Source organism: Aliisedimentitalea sp. MJ-SS2, from assembly GCF_032586155.1.
In the GTDB taxonomy this organism is placed as follows: Bacteria; Pseudomonadota; Alphaproteobacteria; order Rhodobacterales; family Rhodobacteraceae; genus JAWHTC01.
Map to the genome: position 1 here is coordinate 463,079 of NZ_JAWHTC010000002.1, position 17,210 is coordinate 480,288.

A 17,210-nucleotide genomic window follows, 5' to 3' on the forward strand; every position below is an offset into this window, starting at 1 on the left:
CCGCATGCGCCCCTGCATCTGACCAGAAATATCCCGGGGGTGCGGGGGCTGGCCCCCACGTCTGCCCTCGCCACAAGCCCGACAATCCCCCAATTGCCACGCCCGCGCCAAACCGCTATCAACGCCGCCAACCCAACTTTCCTCAAGGCGCGAGTTACCCCGATGTCGAACAACAAATTCGTCTACTTCATGCAAGGTGTGTCCAAGACCTACCCGGGCGGCAAGAAATGCTTCGAGAACATCCATCTCAGCTTCCTGCCCGGCGTGAAGATCGGCGTCGTGGGCGTCAACGGCTCGGGTAAATCGACCCTGATGAAGATCATGGCCGGCCTCGATACCGAGTTCCAGGGCGAGGCCTGGGCCGCCCAGGGCGTCAACGTTGGCTACCTGCCGCAAGAACCCGAACTTGATCCCAGCCTCAACGTGCGCGGCAATGTCATGCTGGGCGTGGCCGACAAGAAAGCCATTCTCGACCGCTACAACGATCTGGCGATGAACTACTCGGACGAGACCGCCGAGGAAATGGCCCAGTTGCAAGACGAGATCGATAGCCAGAACCTTTGGGATCTCGACGCCCAGATCGACGTCTCGATGGAGGCCCTGCGCTGCCCCCCCGACGACGCCGAAGTTTCCACCCTTTCCGGCGGTGAGAAACGCCGCGTCGCACTCTGCAAGCTGCTCCTCGAACAGCCCGACATGTTGCTCTTGGACGAACCCACCAACCACCTTGATGCGGAAACCATCGCCTGGCTGCAACAGCACCTGATCGACTACAAGGGCACCTGCCTGATCGTCACCCACGACCGCTATTTCCTCGATGACATCACCGGTTGGATTCTCGAATTGGATCGCGGTCGCGGTATCCCATACGAAGGCAACTACTCGGCCTGGCTCGAACAAAAGTCCAAACGGCTCGAGCAGGAAGCGCGCGAAGACAAGTCCAAGCAAAAGACGCTGGAACGCGAACTGGAATGGATGCGCCAGGGCCAGAAAGCCCGCCAGGCCAAGCAGAAAGCACGGATCAACGCCTATAACGATCTTGCCAACCAATCCGAACGCGAGAAGCTTTCGCGTGCTCAGATCATCATCCCCAACGGCCCCCGCCTTGGCTCCAAGGTGATCGAAGTCAACGGCATCTCGAAGCACATGGGCGACAAGCAGCTGATCGAGAACCTGTCCTTCTCGCTGCCCCCCGGCGGCATTGTCGGTGTGATCGGCCCCAACGGCGCCGGTAAGACAACGCTGTTCCGCATGCTGACCGGGCAGGAACAACCCGACAGCGGCACGGTGGAATATGGTGACACGGTGAAACTTTCCTATGTCGATCAGACCCGCGATGCCTTGCCCGATGACAAGACCGTCTGGGAAGTCATCGGCGACGGGCTCGACATCATCCAGTTGGGCGATGCCGAGGTGAACTCCCGCGCCTATTGCTCGGCCTTTAACTTCAAGGGCGGCGATCAGCAGAAAAAGGTCAACCTGCTCTCGGGCGGTGAACGCAACCGTGTCCACATGGCGAAACTGCTGAAATCCGGCGGCAACGTGCTGCTGCTCGACGAACCGACCAACGATCTCGACGTCGAAACCCTGCGCGCCCTGGAAGACGCCCTGGTCGATTTCGCCGGCTGCGCCGTGGTGATCTCGCACGACCGTTTCTTCCTCGACCGCATCTGCACCCACATGCTCGCCTTCGAAGGCGAAGCCCATGTCGAATGGTTCGAAGGCAACTTCGAGGATTACGAAGAAGACAAGAAACGCCGTCTGGGCGCCGATGCTCTGGAGCCGAAACGGTTGAAGCATAAGAAGTTTACGCGGTGAGTTTTCGGCGCAAACCAGACGAATTGGACAGATGGCGTCGGGCCAATGCCAATCGGCTCGCAGAACTGGGGTTTCCGACTGAGGTGGTCGATGATCACAATCGATTCCTGCTTGCGGTACAGAATGCAGAAGACTGGGAAACCGGCTGGAACAGCGGATGGATCGTTGACAACGATGCTGCGCCTTTGTTGTCGCTATTGACCGAACGGTTCGAACCGGGGGAGGACCTCGTTGACAACCTCCACCGCCGCATCGATCCGGATTGGAGACGGATCCCCAACCCGTAAGGCGGGTTTTCCAACCACCACCATGCATCGCAAGTGTTCTCTACGCCGCCTCCCAGCTCCCCAACTGCCTCTCGCGATGTACCGAAGAATAAAGCCAGTCCTCGGGCCGCTCAACAAACCCGTGTTTCACTGGGTTGAAATGGCAATAGCGCACGCAATCCGCAAACTCCTGAGGCCCGCGGATGTGATGCTCCCAGAACCGGCGTTGCCAGATACCCGCATCGCCTTTGGCCACCTTGCTTGCCGATCTGCGTAGGGTGGGGTTCCACCCCACCGCTTGTCCCATTCGTTTCGCATGGGTGGGGTGAAACCCCACCCTACACCGATCACGCAACGATCTCGTAAACCGCGCTTTGATCGCGCCCCACCGGACCGAGAAATCCGCGTCCCCTTCAGGCATAGTCCACACCGCGTGCAAATGATCCGGCATCACCACCCACGCTCCAATGTCAAACGGACGCTCGGCCCGCGTTTTGCGCACAGCCCGCCGCAACGCCCCAATCTCGCGGATCAACAAATCAGAGCCACGCGCGGCAAGATTAACCGTATAGAACACCGATGCGCCGGGGACATGTGGGCGGATGTAACATGACATGCCCCACCCTGCCGCACACATGGTTAACATGGGCTTAACTCCGCCCATCCAGCACAACACGCGGTTTTCTCTTGCTATTCAAACCAGCACCCCCCATATGCCCCTTGCAGACGTTATTCTATTTCGACCCACTGTCTCCCTTCAAACGGCGTTCAGTCTTTCGATCCAGACCGACCACGCCGGGCTGTCGCACCAACGCGGGCAGCATCAATCATGGAGACTACGGATATGGCCAATGGCACCGTAAAATGGTTCAACACAACTAAAGGCTTCGGCTTCATCGCACCGGAAACCGGTGGCAAGGACGTTTTCGTCCACATCAGCGCCGTCGAGCGTTCGGGCCTTACCGGCCTGGCCGATGATCAGAAGGTGACTTTCGACATCGAACCCGGCCGTGATGGCCGCGAAGCCGCGATCAACATCGCGCTGGCATAATTCGCCGGACCCGATCCTTCGGGAGTAGTTGAAAGGGCGCGTTTCACGACGCGCCCTTTTTCCTGTCTTCGAGCGGCATCGCACGCTCAGTTAATCTTTTCGCGCATCACCCTGGCCGCCTGAAACGCCCGACGGATACCCGACAGATAGCAGACGGAAGCCAGCTCCGAATAAATCGCCCTTCAATCGTTATTAACGATTTCGTGCGCTCCATTGAGGAAAAAGCAATTTTCAGCTATCGATTCCCCAGACACCGTTAGAATTTCCGTAGGGAGCACCCATGTTTTCACGCCGTACATTCCTCACCGCCACCGCCGCATCGCTTGCCGCACCGCATGTGGCTCGTTCCTTCGAACTCAACCCGATCTTCAACCCCCAGCTGGTCAAGGTCGGTCCGACCTATGCCCCGGGCGAGCTCTTGATCCTGCCCCGTGCGCATTTCCTCTACTTCGTCACCGCTCCGCGCCAGGCCATGCGCTATGGCGTCGGCGTTGGTAAGGCAGGGCTTGAATTCACCGGCACCGCCACCATCGACGTCAAGAAAGAATGGCCGACCTGGCGCCCGACAAACGAGATGATCGAGCGGGAACCCAATACCTATGCTAAGTTCAAGGACAACGACTATGTCCAACCCGGTGGCCCCGGTAACCCGCTAGGCGCGCGCGCGCTTTACCTGTTCCAGAACGGCCGCGATACGTATTTCCGCATCCATGGCACAACCTCGCCCGGATCGATCGGGCGCTCGGTGTCAAACGGCTGTATCCGCATGATCAACGACCACGTAATCGATCTTTATCAACGTGTTCCCAAAGGTACCGTCGTCACCGTTCTCTGATCCTGAAAGGCCGCACAAATGTCCTACACGCTCGACCGCCTCATCTCTGACGCCAGCTTCGACGAAGTCGACACCCGCACCCGCAAGGCCCTTATGGACAAAGGCTTTGGTGTGCTGACCGAGATCGACGTCAAGGCGACAATGAAAACGAAAATCGACAAGGACATGGATGATTATCGCATCCTTGGCGCGTGCAACCCGAACATGGCGTGGCAGGCGATCGGGCTGGAAGCCCGGCTCGGTGCCATGCTGCCCTGCAACGTCATCCTGCGCAGCGTCGATGGCGGTGTCGAAGTCTCGGCGATTGATCCGGTGGCTTCGATGGCCGCAATTGAAAACGATGAGTTGCACGCTGTCGCCGGTCAGGTCCGTGACATGTTGCAAGAGGCGGTCGACGCGATCTGATCTTGCGTAGGGTGGGTTTTCAACCCACCTTCTCTATCCCTTCACAGGCCTTGGCCTGCCGTCCGCATCGATGGCAACATAGGTAAACACCCCTTCGGTAACCTTCTCGCGCTCGCCGGTAATCTGACGCAGCGCCCAGGCTTCCAACCCGATCGCGATCGACGTGTTGCCCAAGCGTTCGACCGACGTATAGACGCACAGCACGTCGCCCACCTTGACCGGGCGCACAAAGGTCATCTCGTTGACCGATACGGTGGTCACACGCCCGCTGGCCTCTTCTATAGCGTGAATACCTCCGGCGATGTCCATCTGGCTCAACACCCAGCCGCCGAAAATGTCCCCGTTCACGTTCACATCCGCTGGCATCGCCACGGTGCGCAAGGTCAGAGTGCCATTGGGTGCGTTGTCTTGAGACATGGGCCATCCTCTCTGCGGCTGCCTGATTAACCTTTCTTCAAGGATATGCCCCTAACCTTCGGGACAGGCCAGTAATTTTGTCCCGAACGCGCTCGTTAATCGTTACAACCGCCACTCGAAATCCCCAAGCCTGCCTTATTTCCGGCACATTTGCGGTGGAAAAGGGGTGGCAACGGGGCACAAAACGGATTGGAAAGGGGCAAACATGGCTGTTGTCGCTGTGGGACTATCGACCGTGCTGGGCATGCTCGTATCGCTTGTCGCACTCATCGGCTTCGGGACCAGCCTTTCCTATGCCCTCGGTCTTTATCTTGTCTCCTCCATCGTCCCTGCTGCGCTCGTCATGGCCGGATACTACCTGCATATGCAGCTTACCGGCTCCATGACAGCGCACAAGGAACAGGCGCAGCCGCACCATATCCACTGAGTTTTCGACAGGTACCGCTTAAGGCTCGCGGAAGGCTTCGCGCGACTTGTAAAGTGGTTTGAGCAGGTATTGCAGCACTGTTTTCGACCCCGTGTGCAATTCGACTTCGGCCTGCATGCCCGGGCGCATGGCAATCTGCATCTGCCGCTCGGTCATGTTCTCGCGGTCCACTCGCAGCGTTACCTTGTAATGCGCGCTGGCCTCGGGATCACGGGCGCGCTCGTCCTTGAACGTGTCGGCCGAGATCACGTCGACCATGCCCTTGAGAGACCCATAAATCGTGTAATCATAGGCACTTAACTTGATTGTCGCGTCCTGCCCTCGGCGCACTCCGGCGATGTTTTCCGGTTTCACCCGTGCCTCGACAAACAGTTCTTCATCAAGCGGGATGATCTGCAAAATCTCTTCGCCGGGCCGCACCACTCCGCCAATCGTGGTCACTGCCAACCCGTTGACAATGCCCCGCATCGGACTGCTCAACACTGTCCGGGTCAGTTGGTCCTGGCTCGCCTTGAGGTTCTGTTTCAGCGTCGCCAATTCCCGCAGCGTATCGGAATACTCCTGCGCCCGGTCCAATTCGGTCTGGGTGACAACCTCGTCATAGCGAATGCGCGCATCGGCCTCGGCCTTGCGCGCGCGGGTGACCTCGATCAGCGCCACGATTTTGCGGCTCAGCAGGTCCTCCATCATCGCCTTTTCCTTGGCCGCCTGATCAAGCACCCGCTTGGCACCTTCGCGACGGGACGAGAAATCACTCTGCCGCGCCAACAAGAGCGCCCGTTCCGACGCCACAATTTCGGGGCTGCGATTGGCCAACTGTGCCGGCACAGCAAAACCCCGCTCGCCGGCTAGTTCCGCCTCCAGTCTGGCCCGTTTGATATCCAGCGCCACGATCTGATCCAAGAGGTCATCAACCGAGCTCTGGAACTGTGTCGGGCGCAGCCGTGCCAGCGTGTCGCCCTTGTTCACCACCTGGCCTTCCTTGACCATCAGTTCAGCCAGGATACCACCTTCGAGGTTTTGAATGATCTGCGGCCGGGACGAGGAAATCATCTCGCCCTCGGCCCTCACGATCTCGTCCACCCATGCGAAGGCCGCCCACAGGATGAAGACCCAGACCGTCACCGCACATAGCCAGATCGTCAGGCTCGGGCCCCGCATCCGCTTGTTCAACTGCCCCGCAAGATTGGTCGCCGTCACAGCCATTACGCCGCCCCTCCGGAACTGCGCAGATGCGCCAGCACTTGGTCACGCGGCCCGTCCACGGCCATGCGGCCCTGTTGCAGGATCAGCGTCCGGTCGGTCAGCTGCAGGATCGGCACCCGATGCGTCGCAATCACTGCCGTACGCCCCTCAAGCCAGGTTTGCAGCCGATCAACCAACGTGTTTTCCAGTGTCTGGTCCAACGCCGCCGTCGGCTCATCCAGCAGGCAAATCTTGGGGTCCTGCAACCACAGCCGGGCCCAGCCGATGGATTGGCGCTGCCCGATGCTAAGTCCCCGACCACCATCCATGATTTCCAGATCCAACCCCTTATGGTGGTTCTTTACGAACGGCCCCAACCCGGCAAAATCCAGCGCCTGCATCAGGCGGTTATCATCACGTTCAAGCAGGGTCAGGTTCAGGTTCTCGCGCAATGTACCGGTGAACAGCCGCACATCCTGCCCCAGATACCCGATCGCCCGGCGCAAGTCGCGCGGCTCGATCTGCCCCATGTCGGTTCCGTCCAGCAGAACCCGGCCCTCACTCGGCGCATACAGCCCGCTCAGAACCTTGAGCAGGGTCGACTTACCCGACCCGTTGGCACCCAGAATGGCAATCTTTTGCCCCGGTTGGATCGCCAGCCCGCTGATTTCCAGCGTCGGCGCGCCGTCTTCCTCGTAGCGGAACCGGAAATCGCGAATTTCATACTCGCCGTTCAGATGCTCGCGCCGCAGATAAGTCCGGCACTCTTCGCGATCCTGGCTGGCCGCTGCAATCGCGTCCAACCCATCCAGCGCAGTTTTCACATTACCCCAACGCGCCATGGTTCCCGCCAGCTGTGTCAACGGTCCCAAGGTGCGCCCGGTCAGGATGCCCACCGCGATAATTGCCCCTACCGACATTTCTCCGGCAAACACCAGATAGGTCCCGGTAATCACCGCCGCCACATAGGTTGCCTGCTGCACCCCCTGGCTCCAGAAGGTCAGGACCGAGGCCAGCATCCGCTGATCCCCGGTTTTTGACGCCGACAGCGCGTTCAACTCGGCCCACAAACGCCGCACGCGATCTTCCGAGCGTTGCGATTTCACCGTGTCGAGCTCAAACACCGTCTCATGCAAGAGCCGACTCGCCTTGGCACTGGCCCCTTGGGTTTCCTGGGTCAGGCAGATCATGCGTTTTTGCAGCAGGAACCCCGGCACCACCATCAGGATACCGCCCGCGATCAACACCCAGACCACGTTCCCGGCAATCGATGACACCAACAGCAGGAAAACAAAGATGAACGGAATATCCGCCAGCGCCCCGATGGTCGAGGCGGTAAAGAACTCGCGCACCGAGCCGAATTCGCGCATCGACGAAAACAGCTGCGACGGCGATTTGCCCGCCGTCTCGCTGCGCATCCCCAGAAGGCGGTTCATCAGCAGGGCCTGCACCCCCATCTCGATCTGCCGCCCGGAGCCATCCATAAGGCTCGCCCGCGCCACTTTTAACGCCGCCTCCATCAGCAGCGCCAGCGCGGCACCCGCAGCCAGTACCCACAAAGTAGCCTCGCTCTGATGCGGGATCACGCGGTCATAAACCTGCAAGGAAAACAACGCGACGGAAACGGCCAGCAGGTTGGCCACGAAAGACCCCAAGGCGATCTCGGCAAACTGACGGCGATAGGCGCGAAACTGGCCCCAGAACCAATGCGGCTCGGTCCGTTTCGGGGCATGGGTTTTGCTGAGTTTCTTCAGCGGCGCCTCGGCCCGCACCAGCATGCCGGTGAAATAGGGTTCAAACTCGGCGAGCGGCACATGGGCGCGGTTGTCGGTGCAGGTGGTGTCGTAGAGCACAAGGTCGTCATTCTCGACGCCCAGAACCAAAATGAACTGCCCGCTGGTCATCTGCGCCAGCGCAGGCCATGCGGCCATGGATGTATGACTTACGGTCTCCACGTGGGCAATCAGCCCGACAGATTTTAAACCTTCGGCCAGCGTCCCGGGTTGCACCCCGTCTCTATCTTCAGCCCGCGTCTGGATCACATCAAGGATATCACGCGCGACCACCTGAACTCCTAGCAGTCCGGCATAAGTCGCCGCCAGATCGGCGCGCGACCGGGCGCGCTCATCAACGCTGGGCGGCGGTGCAGGTTTTGGGGCGGGTGTGGCAACGGCCCTCGGCGGCGCGTCCGAATTCGACACCGCCTTCAGCCGGGCCCGCCCACCCGCTGCAATCGTCAGTGCCACGGGCCGCTTGGTCAAATGTCGCTCCCGTCCGCCAGAAGCCCCTGTTCACGAGCGATCTCGATCCGTGCCAGCGCCATTTCGTACTTCAACCCGACACGGGTTTCTTCCTGGCTGACCCAGGTTTCATAGACGCCGACAACATCCATCACCTGGCGCTGTCCGGCCTCGTATTGTTGTTGGAACAGGTCGAGGTTGGACTTGGCTTGGTTCGCCAACGTACTGGCCTCGCCCACCTGACGGCTCAACGCCGCAAGCCGTGCCTCGTGCTTGGCAAGACGGCGGTTGGCTTCTTCCGTGGCTTGGCTCACCCGGCGACCGGCAGCCTCTTCTGCGGCCTTGATTGCTTTCAAATTGGCAGCTGTCCCCAGCCCGATCCCATTCTCGGGAGCCAGTTCCAGCCCGCCGCTGGTACCCGTCTTGGTCACGGTTGCACTAGCTTTCAATCCCGGCAGGAATCCAGCGCGGTCAATCTTGGCCCCGGCCACTGTGCGGGTCTTCTCGGCCTCGGCCAGCATCACGGTCAGCGGCTGCGCGTCATGACGGCCAACACTAAAGTCGGACAGCCCCGTGACCCCACCCAGTTTCTTGATCGACATCGCGTTCAACTCGGCCACGGCAGCGCTGGCCGCCTCGACCGAGGCCGCATGACTGGCCTGTACCTTGGCCAGCTTGTGACGAATTACGCTCAGATCCGAGAGATCCGAGACCCCGCCCTTGACCCGCTCGTTCATCACGTATTCGAAGTGTTTCATGTCCTTGACGGCACGCTCGTAAAGGCCGGCCTTCTCGCGGGCTTCCTGACCCTTGACGTAAAGCCCCAGCGCGGTGTTCACCCGGTCGTTGGTGTCGATGGCCAGGCTCACGGCGGCCACTTCCACATCGGCGCGGGCAAACTCGCGTTCCGCCTTCTTCTTGCCGTTGTCAAAGATCACCGCGTCGATAACCAGGCTGGTCAGAACCTCGCCCAGCGACGACAGGGAAATGCTTGGCCCGATGGTCGGCAGCCAGTTCTTGGACTGCGCCTCGGCCCGCAGACGGGCGACGCGCAGCTCGCTTTCGGCGGCGCGTGAATTGGCCGACAGGACCGGCCCTGACACCAAATCAAAAGAGCTGCCCTGGGGCAGCACGCTCTTGCGCTCCTGAAGGTCGCTGACGATGATGCTTTCGCTGGCCTGCGCCTTGGTATCCTTGGCCGGTTTCTTGTCAAACACCCCCATGCGCATGCGGCTGACCTCGCCGTCACCCACATTCGGGCCCGGCGACATGCACGCGCTCAAGGCCAACACGGCCGCCACAGACAAACTTGTCCTTACCATTTTACTCTGCCCCATACCTTCGCCCCATTTTTTCGGTGCTTATTCTTGGTTTGGGTCCGGGCGGTTGAACCTTGCTCCGCCCGGGCCAATCGTTTTGGGTCGCGATTTAAATCACCACGTTGATGTCGTCGTCGATGATCAGCGTCGCGCTGTCACCCAGCATATAAACCGCGTGGGTCTCGCCATTCACGTCCACTGTCTGGCCGGTGTTCACGGCACCGGTTGCAGTTACGGTATCGTCGACACCGCCATGGATCACCACGGTGTCCGAATTGTCCGACAACGCCACGATCTGCGCTTCGGTGACGGTCAGTTGGCTGTCCTCGGCAAATTGCAGGTCGATCGCCTCAATCTGCAAATCACCCAGGTTCGGGTTGGACAGGTCCACCACGCTGGTCGAGCTTTCATCGAGCACCAGATAGGTCGCGCTCATGTTGCCGGCATCATCCGACGACGTCACCACCAGATGCGAACCATCGGGAATGGTCGGGGTGAAACCATAAGCGGTCTCGCCCAGGACCGGGATATCAACGCCGCTGGCCCCCAGATCAGTGATCGACCCGTCATCATGGACCTGGTTGATCGCGACCGTATTGTCGGTCATCTCGGTCGAGATGGCGCGGATACCGGTTTGATCGCGAGTGTAGGACGCGATCTCGGGTGCGCCTGGCAAGGTGGTGTCAATTTCGATATCGCGAGTGATGCTGTCGGTATTGCCCGCTGCATCTGTCGCGTTGATCACCGCCTGTGCCGTGTATTCTCCCGGCGCGATCGCACTGGCCGGAATATCGACACTCCAGTTGCCCGCGGCGTCCACCGTCGCGGCGTAATTCTGGCCACCAAATTGAACCACCACGGACGAACCCGGTTCCACGGTACCTGTCAGGGTAAACCCGTCCTGCGCTTCGGACGCGTTGACAACATTGTCGCCCTCGACTGCTGTCGCAGCGTTTTGCAGTTCGTTGACAAGTGTATCGACGCGCACCGACTGGCTGATGCTGTCCGTGTTGCCATGCGGATCTGTCACTTCTACCTGGACAATGGCGTCATATTCGCCTTCGGCCACGGCCCCGGCTGGCATGACCGCTGTCCAGTTGCCATTGGCATCCACGGTTGCAGGCACCGTCATGCCGCCCATGGTGACCAACACGATTGATCCGGGTTCTACCGTGCCGGAAATCTCGACCCCGTCGCCACGCTCTGCGGCGTTGACCACACCGTCGGTCTCGATCGGTGTGCCGGCAAAGCCCAGGTTGTCGACCACGGTGTCCACTTCAACCGAACCAGACACGGTGCTGACATTGCCCGCGGGGTCGGTCGCCGTTGCCGTGACCTGCAGGTTGTGATTGCCCGCCGGGATGTCACCCGGGGCAAATGACACAGTCCAGTTGCCATTGGCATCCACTGCCGCCGGTCGCGTCACGCCTCCCAAGTCGACCATCACGGTCGAACCCGGTTCCACTGTTCCGGTCAGGGTTACACCACCTGCCGCCTCGGCTGCGTTTACAACGCCGTCGATGCCACCCGGTGTCCCGGTCGTATCAAAGTCGCGCACGATCGTGTCGATCTCGACATCTCCGGTCGTGGTCGCCACGTTGCCTGCCGCATCTGTCGAGGTGACCGTCACCGGCAGGGTCACTTCACCCTCGGGTAGTTCCGAGGCCGCGAAATCTGCACTCCAGTTGCCGTTGGCATCCGCGGTCACCGTACGGGTCACGCCGTTCATTTCAACGGTCACGGTTGCGCCCGGCTGGGTCGTACCCTCAAGGGTGACGCCGTCACCGCGCTCGGCGGCATTGACCACACCCTCGCCTTCGATGGTGGCATCATTGAAGCCAACCTGGTTGACCGTATCGATATGCACCGAACCGGTGGTCGTGGCGGTGTTGCCCGCCGCATCGGTCGAGGTCACGTGAATCGGCAGGTCCAGTTCGCCCACGGGCAACTCACCCGGTGCGAAATCGACACTCCAGTTGCCGTTGCTGTCGACCGTCGCCGGACGGCTCACGCCATTAACTTCAACCATAACCGTCGAGCCCGGCTGGGTGGTACCGGTTAAGGTCACACCGTCACTGCGTTCGCCCGCGTTGATCGTGCCGTCGCCCTCGATGCTGCCATCGTCCACGGTCACCGAGTTGACCGTATCGATACGCACCGTCCCGCTTGTGGTGGTGACATTGCCCGCCGCGTCGGTGGAGGTGACGTTGACCGGCAAGTCCAGTTCGCCCACGGGCAACTCACCCGGTGCGAAATCAACGCTCCAGTTGCCATTGCCGTCGGCGATCGTCGTGTGGGCCACGCCGTTCACTTCAACAGTCACGGTCGAGCCCGGTTGCGTGGTGCCGGAAAAGGTCACGCCATCGGCGTGCTCCGTAGCCGAGATCACCCCGTCGCCTTCGACGGTGGCGGCGTTGAACCCAACCTCGTTGATCGTGTCGACCTGCAGTGTGCTCTCGGTGGTGGAGACGTTGCCTGCCACGTCGGTTGCCACTGCGCTCACTGTCACTTCGGTCTCACCGGTGGGCAGTTCGCTGGTGGCAAAATCCACGCTCCAGGTGCCATCGGCACCGGTGGTCGTGGTGTGGGTCACGCCGTTCACCGTCACCTCGACGGTCGATCCCGGCTCGGCGGTCCCGGTCAGAGTTACGCCCGTGGCCTGTTCGGACCCGTTGATCAGGTTGTCACCGCCAACCTGGCCACCACCGATCTCGACCCCGATCACCGTATCGATCACACCCGTGTCGGTCACCGTGGTCGAATTGCCATGGCCATCGGTCGACACGACAGTGACTTCGGTCTCGTATTCGCCACCGGGCAGTTCGTTGGGGGTAAAGACCACACCCCAGGTGCCGTCTTCGCCAACCGTCGTGGTGTGGGTCACACCGTTGATCGTGACTTCAATCGTCGCACCGGCCTCGCCGGTTCCACCGATTTCCACACCGTCAGTGTGATCGCCCGAATTGGTCATGTCGCCAACCGACGCGACTCCATCGTCAAAGCCGATATCCGGCGGCGTCAGGTCGATCACCACCTCAGGACCATCCAGATCGGTTACAGTGCCATCGTCTTCGGTCACGGTCACATCAACGTCGAATTCGCCATCACCGGGGAAGTTGTCACCGGTGAAGTCCACTTCCCAGGTGCCCTGATCGGTTGCCGTCGTGGTCACCGTCCGGTCACCGATCGTGACCTCCACTTCGGATCCCGGCTCAGCGGTACCGCTGATGACCACCGTTTCCTCGTCCTCGGCCACATCGTCACCGGCAATTGTGATGACACCTTCCTGATCGACCGTCGGGTCAATACGCGGAGCGGCTCCGCCACCACCACCGCCGCCACCGACCAGTCCAACACCGGCAACCGCCGCGCCAACGCCCAACAGGCCCGCACCGCCGCCCAGGCCGCCGAGCAACCCGGCCCCCAGCATCGAAACATCATCGCCCGCTGGCACCGCGGCCACGACTTCGTTGCTCTCGAGATAGGTCAGATCATCCGAAGGGCTCCATTTGCCCCACTGCTCGGTGACGCCATAAGTGGCGTAGACCTCGCCATTGGCGCCTTCGACAAGGTTGACCTCATTGAGGTACCCGTCCGCCGAGATGAACAGCCGGGCACTGTCACCCGACGCGTTGAAAAAACCTTCGAGCACGATAACGCGCCCGTCCACCAATGCGATCATCAGGTCACTGCCATCCCGATGATAGCCCTGGATATCGCCTTGTCGAAGATTGAGTGAAATTTCCTGCCCGAGACCCGCCGACACCGACGAAACTGCACTATCACCAGACAACTCACTACGCTGAACCGCGCCCGCGCTATCGCGGACGGTAAAACCGATCGGTCTCATTACACCACCTATATGCCTCAACACGCGGTGTCATTTTACGCGCACCGCTTTTCTAATGCTCAGCGATACACAGTTCCGAATCACTTCGCTAGTGTGTTTTTTTAAAACCACCCCAAAATCATGTGGTTGGAGCGACAAGTTGTGGTGGCTTTACAACGGAAACCCGCATTGCGTGCGCGGGTTCCCCATTGACGCGGCAGCGCGAAAAACCCAGCGTGCGTCCAGAAAATCAAACCGATCGGGGTTAAAAACATGCGCATTTCCTCTGTCATCACCGCCGTCGATGCCCATGCTGAGGGTGAGCCAGGCCGTGTCATCACCGCCGGTCTGCCGCATATCCCTGGCGCCTCGGTCTACGAGAAAATGCGCTGGCTGGAAGAGCACCGTGACGACATTCGCCTGGCCATGCTGCGCGAACCACGCGGCTATCCGGCGCTGTGCTGTAACGCCATCGTGCCGCCCTGCGACCCGCAAGCCGATGCCGGGTTCATCATCATGGAACAGACCGAATACCCTCCGATGTCCGGCTCAAACACGATTTGCACGGTAACTGTCCTGCTCGAAACGGGTCTGGTTCCGATGGTGGAACCGGTAACCGAGTTGACCCTCGAAACCCCGGCCGGGCTGATCCGCGTGCGGGCCGAGTGCCGGAATGGTAAGGTCAACCGCGTAAAGTTCCGCAACGTGCCGGGCTTTGCCGTGCGTCTCGATACCCCGCTTGAAGTCCCGGGATACGGCACAGCAAAGGTCGACATCGCCTGGGGCGGAATGTTCTTTGTCATTGCCGAGGCGGCGCAATTCGGGATCGCGATTGAGCCAGATACAGGCGGCGACATGGTGCGCCTATCCGAAGCCCTGCGCCATGCCGCAGTCGAGCAACTGCCGGTCATCCATCCCGAAAACCCCGGTATCACCGGCCCAACCATCGCGCAACTGACCGGCCCGGCCACGCGCACAGATGCCCATGGTAAATCCGCCGTCACCGTGTCGTCGGGCGTGTTCGACCCGGCCAAACCCCACGCCCTGACCGGTGTGCTCGACCGCTCGCCCTGCGGCACCGGTACCTGCGCCAAGATGGCCTGTTTGCACGCGCGCGGCTTGCTTGCACCCGGTGTCGACTATGTCAATGAAGGCCCGATGGGTACCACCTTTACCGGACGTATCGAAGGCACCACCCAGGTCGGCCCCTACCAGGCCATCCTTCCCACGCTTTCAGGACAGGGTTGGATCACCGGCATGGCCAACTACATGATCGACCCCAGCGATCCGTTCGCCCAAGGCTTCACCGTCTCGGACCTTTGGGGATAGGAGGGCTCCCGCTTTTCCTCGTGCCCCGCTGACGCGGGACACGCGTCACATTTGGGCCCGGCCTCGCTTCGCTCGGAAGCCGGATGACGTGGTATCGAACCATGTGTGGGGTCTGCTCTCTGTTGCACAAATACTCAATCCGACGGCGTCCCTCACGCGGTCATCTGCAACAGACCCGCCGGAGGCTGGCTCTATTTTAGGAAAACGTCACTCTTCATGGTATCAGGAATCTCCACCCCCAACCGCGAAAGGATCGTCGGTGCCAGTTGCAGTTGGCTGATCTCGGTATCACGTGCGGGTCCTTGCCCTGATCCGAAATAGTAGAGCGCCGTCAGTTGTTGCATGTCACCCCGCCCGCCATGATGACCGCGCTCATCCTGACCATGGTCAGCCGTCACGATCACCTCGTATCCTGCTGCACGCCATTGCGGGATGAAGGGCGCCAGCATTTCGTCCATCACCGCGCAGGCATAGTCCATCTCGGAACAGTCATGATAAAAGCGGTGCCCCATGCTGTCGAGCGTGCAGGTATGAAGCATGCCATAGTTCAGGCCAAAGCGATGGCACAGGTTCGTTAGGGTCCCAAACAAGTCCACATCTGACGGCGTCATCTGGTTGGAGTGGCCATACCCGGTCATCGAGTGGAACCGGCCATGGTTGATCGTGGTACTGTTGGGTTCATCATATTCGATGTCGCGGACAAAATCGAACGGATGGCGATTGAAGAACTGGGACCAGAAAGAGTGTGCCACCGCCCCGGTAACACCGCCGGCCTTGCGCACTTCGCTGAACACATCGGGCTCTTTCAGGCGGAACACGTTGCCATTGCCGGTACAACCATGCACCTGCGGGCTGACCCCGGTGTGGATCGAGGCATAGCAGCTTGCGGAAATCGAAGGCAGTACCGCGCGATGCACAAAACGCTGTGCCTCGCCGCTGTCGACCCAGCCCTCGAGATTGCCGAACAGGCGGGTGAAGTTTCTGAGTGGCACGCCGTCCAGAATGATCAACAGCAGTTTTCCGTCCATGACGCGTCTCCTTTTTGGCCAATGCCATTGAACCAAGTGAAACGCGTTTTGCAATGATGGATTGGGGGCCAGCGGCGGCTCTTGCGCACCCTTGGTGCGACCAGCCCACGGAATATTTCCAGCGAACAGAAGAGGCGGGCGTTACCCGATCATCGCGTCGATGTGGGCAACCACGCTGCGGGCCAGGGCAGCGGGTTCATAGCCGCCTTCTAGCATCGAAACAATCCGACCATTCGCGTGGGTCTTGGCAAGTTTGACCAGTTCCTCGGTCACCCAGCGATAATCGGGATCTGTCAGCGACAGGTGGGACATATCGTCGGCGACATGGGCGTCGAACCCGGCTGAAATGAACACCATCTCGGGCCGGAACGCATCGATTGCCGGAAACCAATGCTCGGACACGCCTGCACGGAACTCGGCACTTCCCGCACCTGCCGACAAGGGGACATCGACAAGATTTGCCGTGTCGCTTTCGTGGCCTGTAAACGGGTAGAACGGGTGCTGGAAGGTTGAGCAGAAAAGGACACGAGGCTCGGCGGCAAAGATATCCTCGGTGCCGTTGCCGTGGTGCACATCGAAATCAACGATAACAACGCGGTTCAGATCATGGGCTTCAAGCGCGTGGGCCGCCGCCACCGCGATATTGTCAAACAGGCAGAACCCCATCGCCTTGTCCCGCTCGGCGTGGTGCCCCGGTGGGCGGATGGCGCAAAATGCCGAATGGGCCGCCCCCGCCATCACCAGGTCGACCGCCTGGACCCCGGCCCCGGCCGCGCGTTCGGCCGCGCGCAAGGTTCCAGGCGACATCACCGTGTCGCCATCGATGGCAACCGGGCCATCGGACGGGTCGATCGCATAGACCCGGTCAAGGTAGTCGGCATCATGCACCCGCTCCAGCGCTTCGCGGGTGACCAGATCGGCATCGTACTGGCGCAGAACGAATTCAAGGCCGCTCGTGATCAGCTGGTTGTCGATGGCGCTCAGGCGCTCTGCCTGATCGGGGTGCAGCGAACCAGTGTCGTGCAGGTGGCAATCGGCATGGGTGATATAGGCCAGCATGC

15 protein-coding genes are annotated in these 17,210 nt (G+C 60.6%); 7 read left to right on the top strand and 8 right to left on the bottom strand.

Features of this window, described 5'->3' with window-relative positions; genetic code table 11:
- Window positions 1-162: 162 nt before the first annotated feature.
- Together ettA and RXV86_RS08785 are read left to right on the top strand one after the other, a co-directional pair.
- A complete protein-coding gene (ettA, locus tag RXV86_RS08780; protein WP_316299124.1) occupies window positions 163-1,818 on the top strand; it encodes an energy-dependent translational throttle protein EttA in 1,656 nt (551 codons plus the stop codon).
- 23 nt (window positions 1,819-1,841) lie between these two features.
- Window positions 1,842-2,105, top strand: coding sequence for a hypothetical protein (locus RXV86_RS08785; RefSeq protein ID WP_316299125.1), 264 nt, complete (start codon window positions 1,842-1,844; stop codon window positions 2,103-2,105).
- Between the two features lie 40 nt (window positions 2,106-2,145).
- On the opposite strand, the gene RXV86_RS08790 is transcribed toward RXV86_RS08785, so the two are convergent.
- Window positions 2,146-2,700 (bottom strand): transposase, encoded by a 555-nt coding sequence (locus RXV86_RS08790; RefSeq protein ID WP_316299126.1) that lies wholly within the window; start codon window positions 2,698-2,700, stop codon window positions 2,146-2,148.
- Window positions 2,701-2,928: 228 nt separating this feature from the next.
- On the opposite strand from RXV86_RS08790, the gene RXV86_RS08795 reads away from it, so the two are divergent.
- From RXV86_RS08795 to RXV86_RS08805, 3 genes are all read left to right on the top strand, one after another.
- The gene (locus tag RXV86_RS08795; RefSeq protein WP_316300215.1) at window positions 2,929-3,135 is read left to right on the top strand and encodes a cold-shock protein; all 207 of its coding nucleotides are present in this window, start codon (window positions 2,929-2,931) and stop codon (window positions 3,133-3,135) included.
- 280 nt (window positions 3,136-3,415) lie between these two features.
- Entirely contained in the window at window positions 3,416-3,970 is a 555-nt protein-coding gene (locus tag RXV86_RS08800; RefSeq protein ID WP_316299127.1) for a L,D-transpeptidase, read from the top strand.
- 18 nt (window positions 3,971-3,988) lie between these two features.
- Window positions 3,989-4,375: a DUF302 domain-containing protein gene (locus RXV86_RS08805; protein WP_316299128.1), complete on the top strand. Its 387-nt coding sequence runs from the start codon at window positions 3,989-3,991 to the stop codon at window positions 4,373-4,375.
- Between the two features lie 33 nt (window positions 4,376-4,408).
- On the opposite strand, the gene RXV86_RS08810 is transcribed toward RXV86_RS08805, so the two are convergent.
- Complete coding sequence (locus tag RXV86_RS08810; RefSeq protein WP_316299129.1) at window positions 4,409-4,792, bottom strand: acyl-CoA thioesterase; 384 nt, start codon at window positions 4,790-4,792, stop codon at window positions 4,409-4,411.
- 205 nt (window positions 4,793-4,997) lie between these two features.
- Here RXV86_RS08810 and RXV86_RS08815 point away from each other — a divergent pair, with 205 nt between their 5' ends.
- Window positions 4,998-5,219: a hypothetical protein gene (locus tag RXV86_RS08815; protein ID WP_316299130.1), complete on the top strand. Its 222-nt coding sequence runs from the start codon at window positions 4,998-5,000 to the stop codon at window positions 5,217-5,219.
- An 18-nt stretch (window positions 5,220-5,237) separates the two neighbouring features.
- Here RXV86_RS08815 and RXV86_RS08820 read toward each other — a convergent pair whose 3' ends face one another.
- The 4 genes from RXV86_RS08820 to RXV86_RS08835 form a co-directional block, all read right to left on the bottom strand.
- Entirely contained in the window at window positions 5,238-6,425 is a 1,188-nt protein-coding gene (locus RXV86_RS08820) for an HlyD family efflux transporter periplasmic adaptor subunit (RefSeq protein WP_316299131.1), read from the bottom strand.
- Window positions 6,425-8,665 carry an ATP-binding cassette domain-containing protein gene (locus tag RXV86_RS08825; protein WP_316299132.1) on the bottom strand — a complete coding sequence of 747 codons (2,241 nt, stop codon included), beginning with the start codon at window positions 8,663-8,665 and terminating at the stop codon, window positions 6,425-6,427. Before RXV86_RS08825 ends, RXV86_RS08820 begins: the two co-directional genes overlap by 1 nt.
- Window positions 8,662-9,915, bottom strand: coding sequence for a TolC family protein (locus tag RXV86_RS08830; protein WP_316299133.1), 1,254 nt, complete (start codon window positions 9,913-9,915; stop codon window positions 8,662-8,664). The genes RXV86_RS08825 and RXV86_RS08830 overlap by 4 nt, the downstream gene beginning before the upstream one ends.
- A gap of 157 nt (window positions 9,916-10,072) precedes the next feature.
- Window positions 10,073-13,813, bottom strand: coding sequence for an Ig-like domain-containing protein (locus tag RXV86_RS08835; RefSeq protein ID WP_316299134.1), 3,741 nt, complete (start codon window positions 13,811-13,813; stop codon window positions 10,073-10,075).
- A 252-nt stretch (window positions 13,814-14,065) separates the two neighbouring features.
- Here RXV86_RS08835 and RXV86_RS08840 point away from each other — a divergent pair, with 252 nt between their 5' ends.
- Window positions 14,066-15,121, top strand: coding sequence for a proline racemase family protein (locus tag RXV86_RS08840; protein ID WP_316299135.1), 1,056 nt, complete (start codon window positions 14,066-14,068; stop codon window positions 15,119-15,121).
- A 191-nt stretch (window positions 15,122-15,312) separates the two neighbouring features.
- On the opposite strand, the gene RXV86_RS08845 is transcribed toward RXV86_RS08840, so the two are convergent.
- Both RXV86_RS08845 and RXV86_RS08850 read right to left on the bottom strand, forming a co-directional pair.
- Window positions 15,313-16,149 (bottom strand): alkaline phosphatase family protein, encoded by an 837-nt coding sequence (locus RXV86_RS08845; RefSeq protein WP_316299136.1) that lies wholly within the window; start codon window positions 16,147-16,149, stop codon window positions 15,313-15,315.
- Between the two features lie 141 nt (window positions 16,150-16,290).
- Window positions 16,291-17,208, bottom strand: coding sequence for a histone deacetylase family protein (locus RXV86_RS08850; RefSeq protein WP_316299137.1), 918 nt, complete (start codon window positions 17,206-17,208; stop codon window positions 16,291-16,293).
- Between the last annotated feature and the right edge of the window lie 2 nt (window positions 17,209-17,210).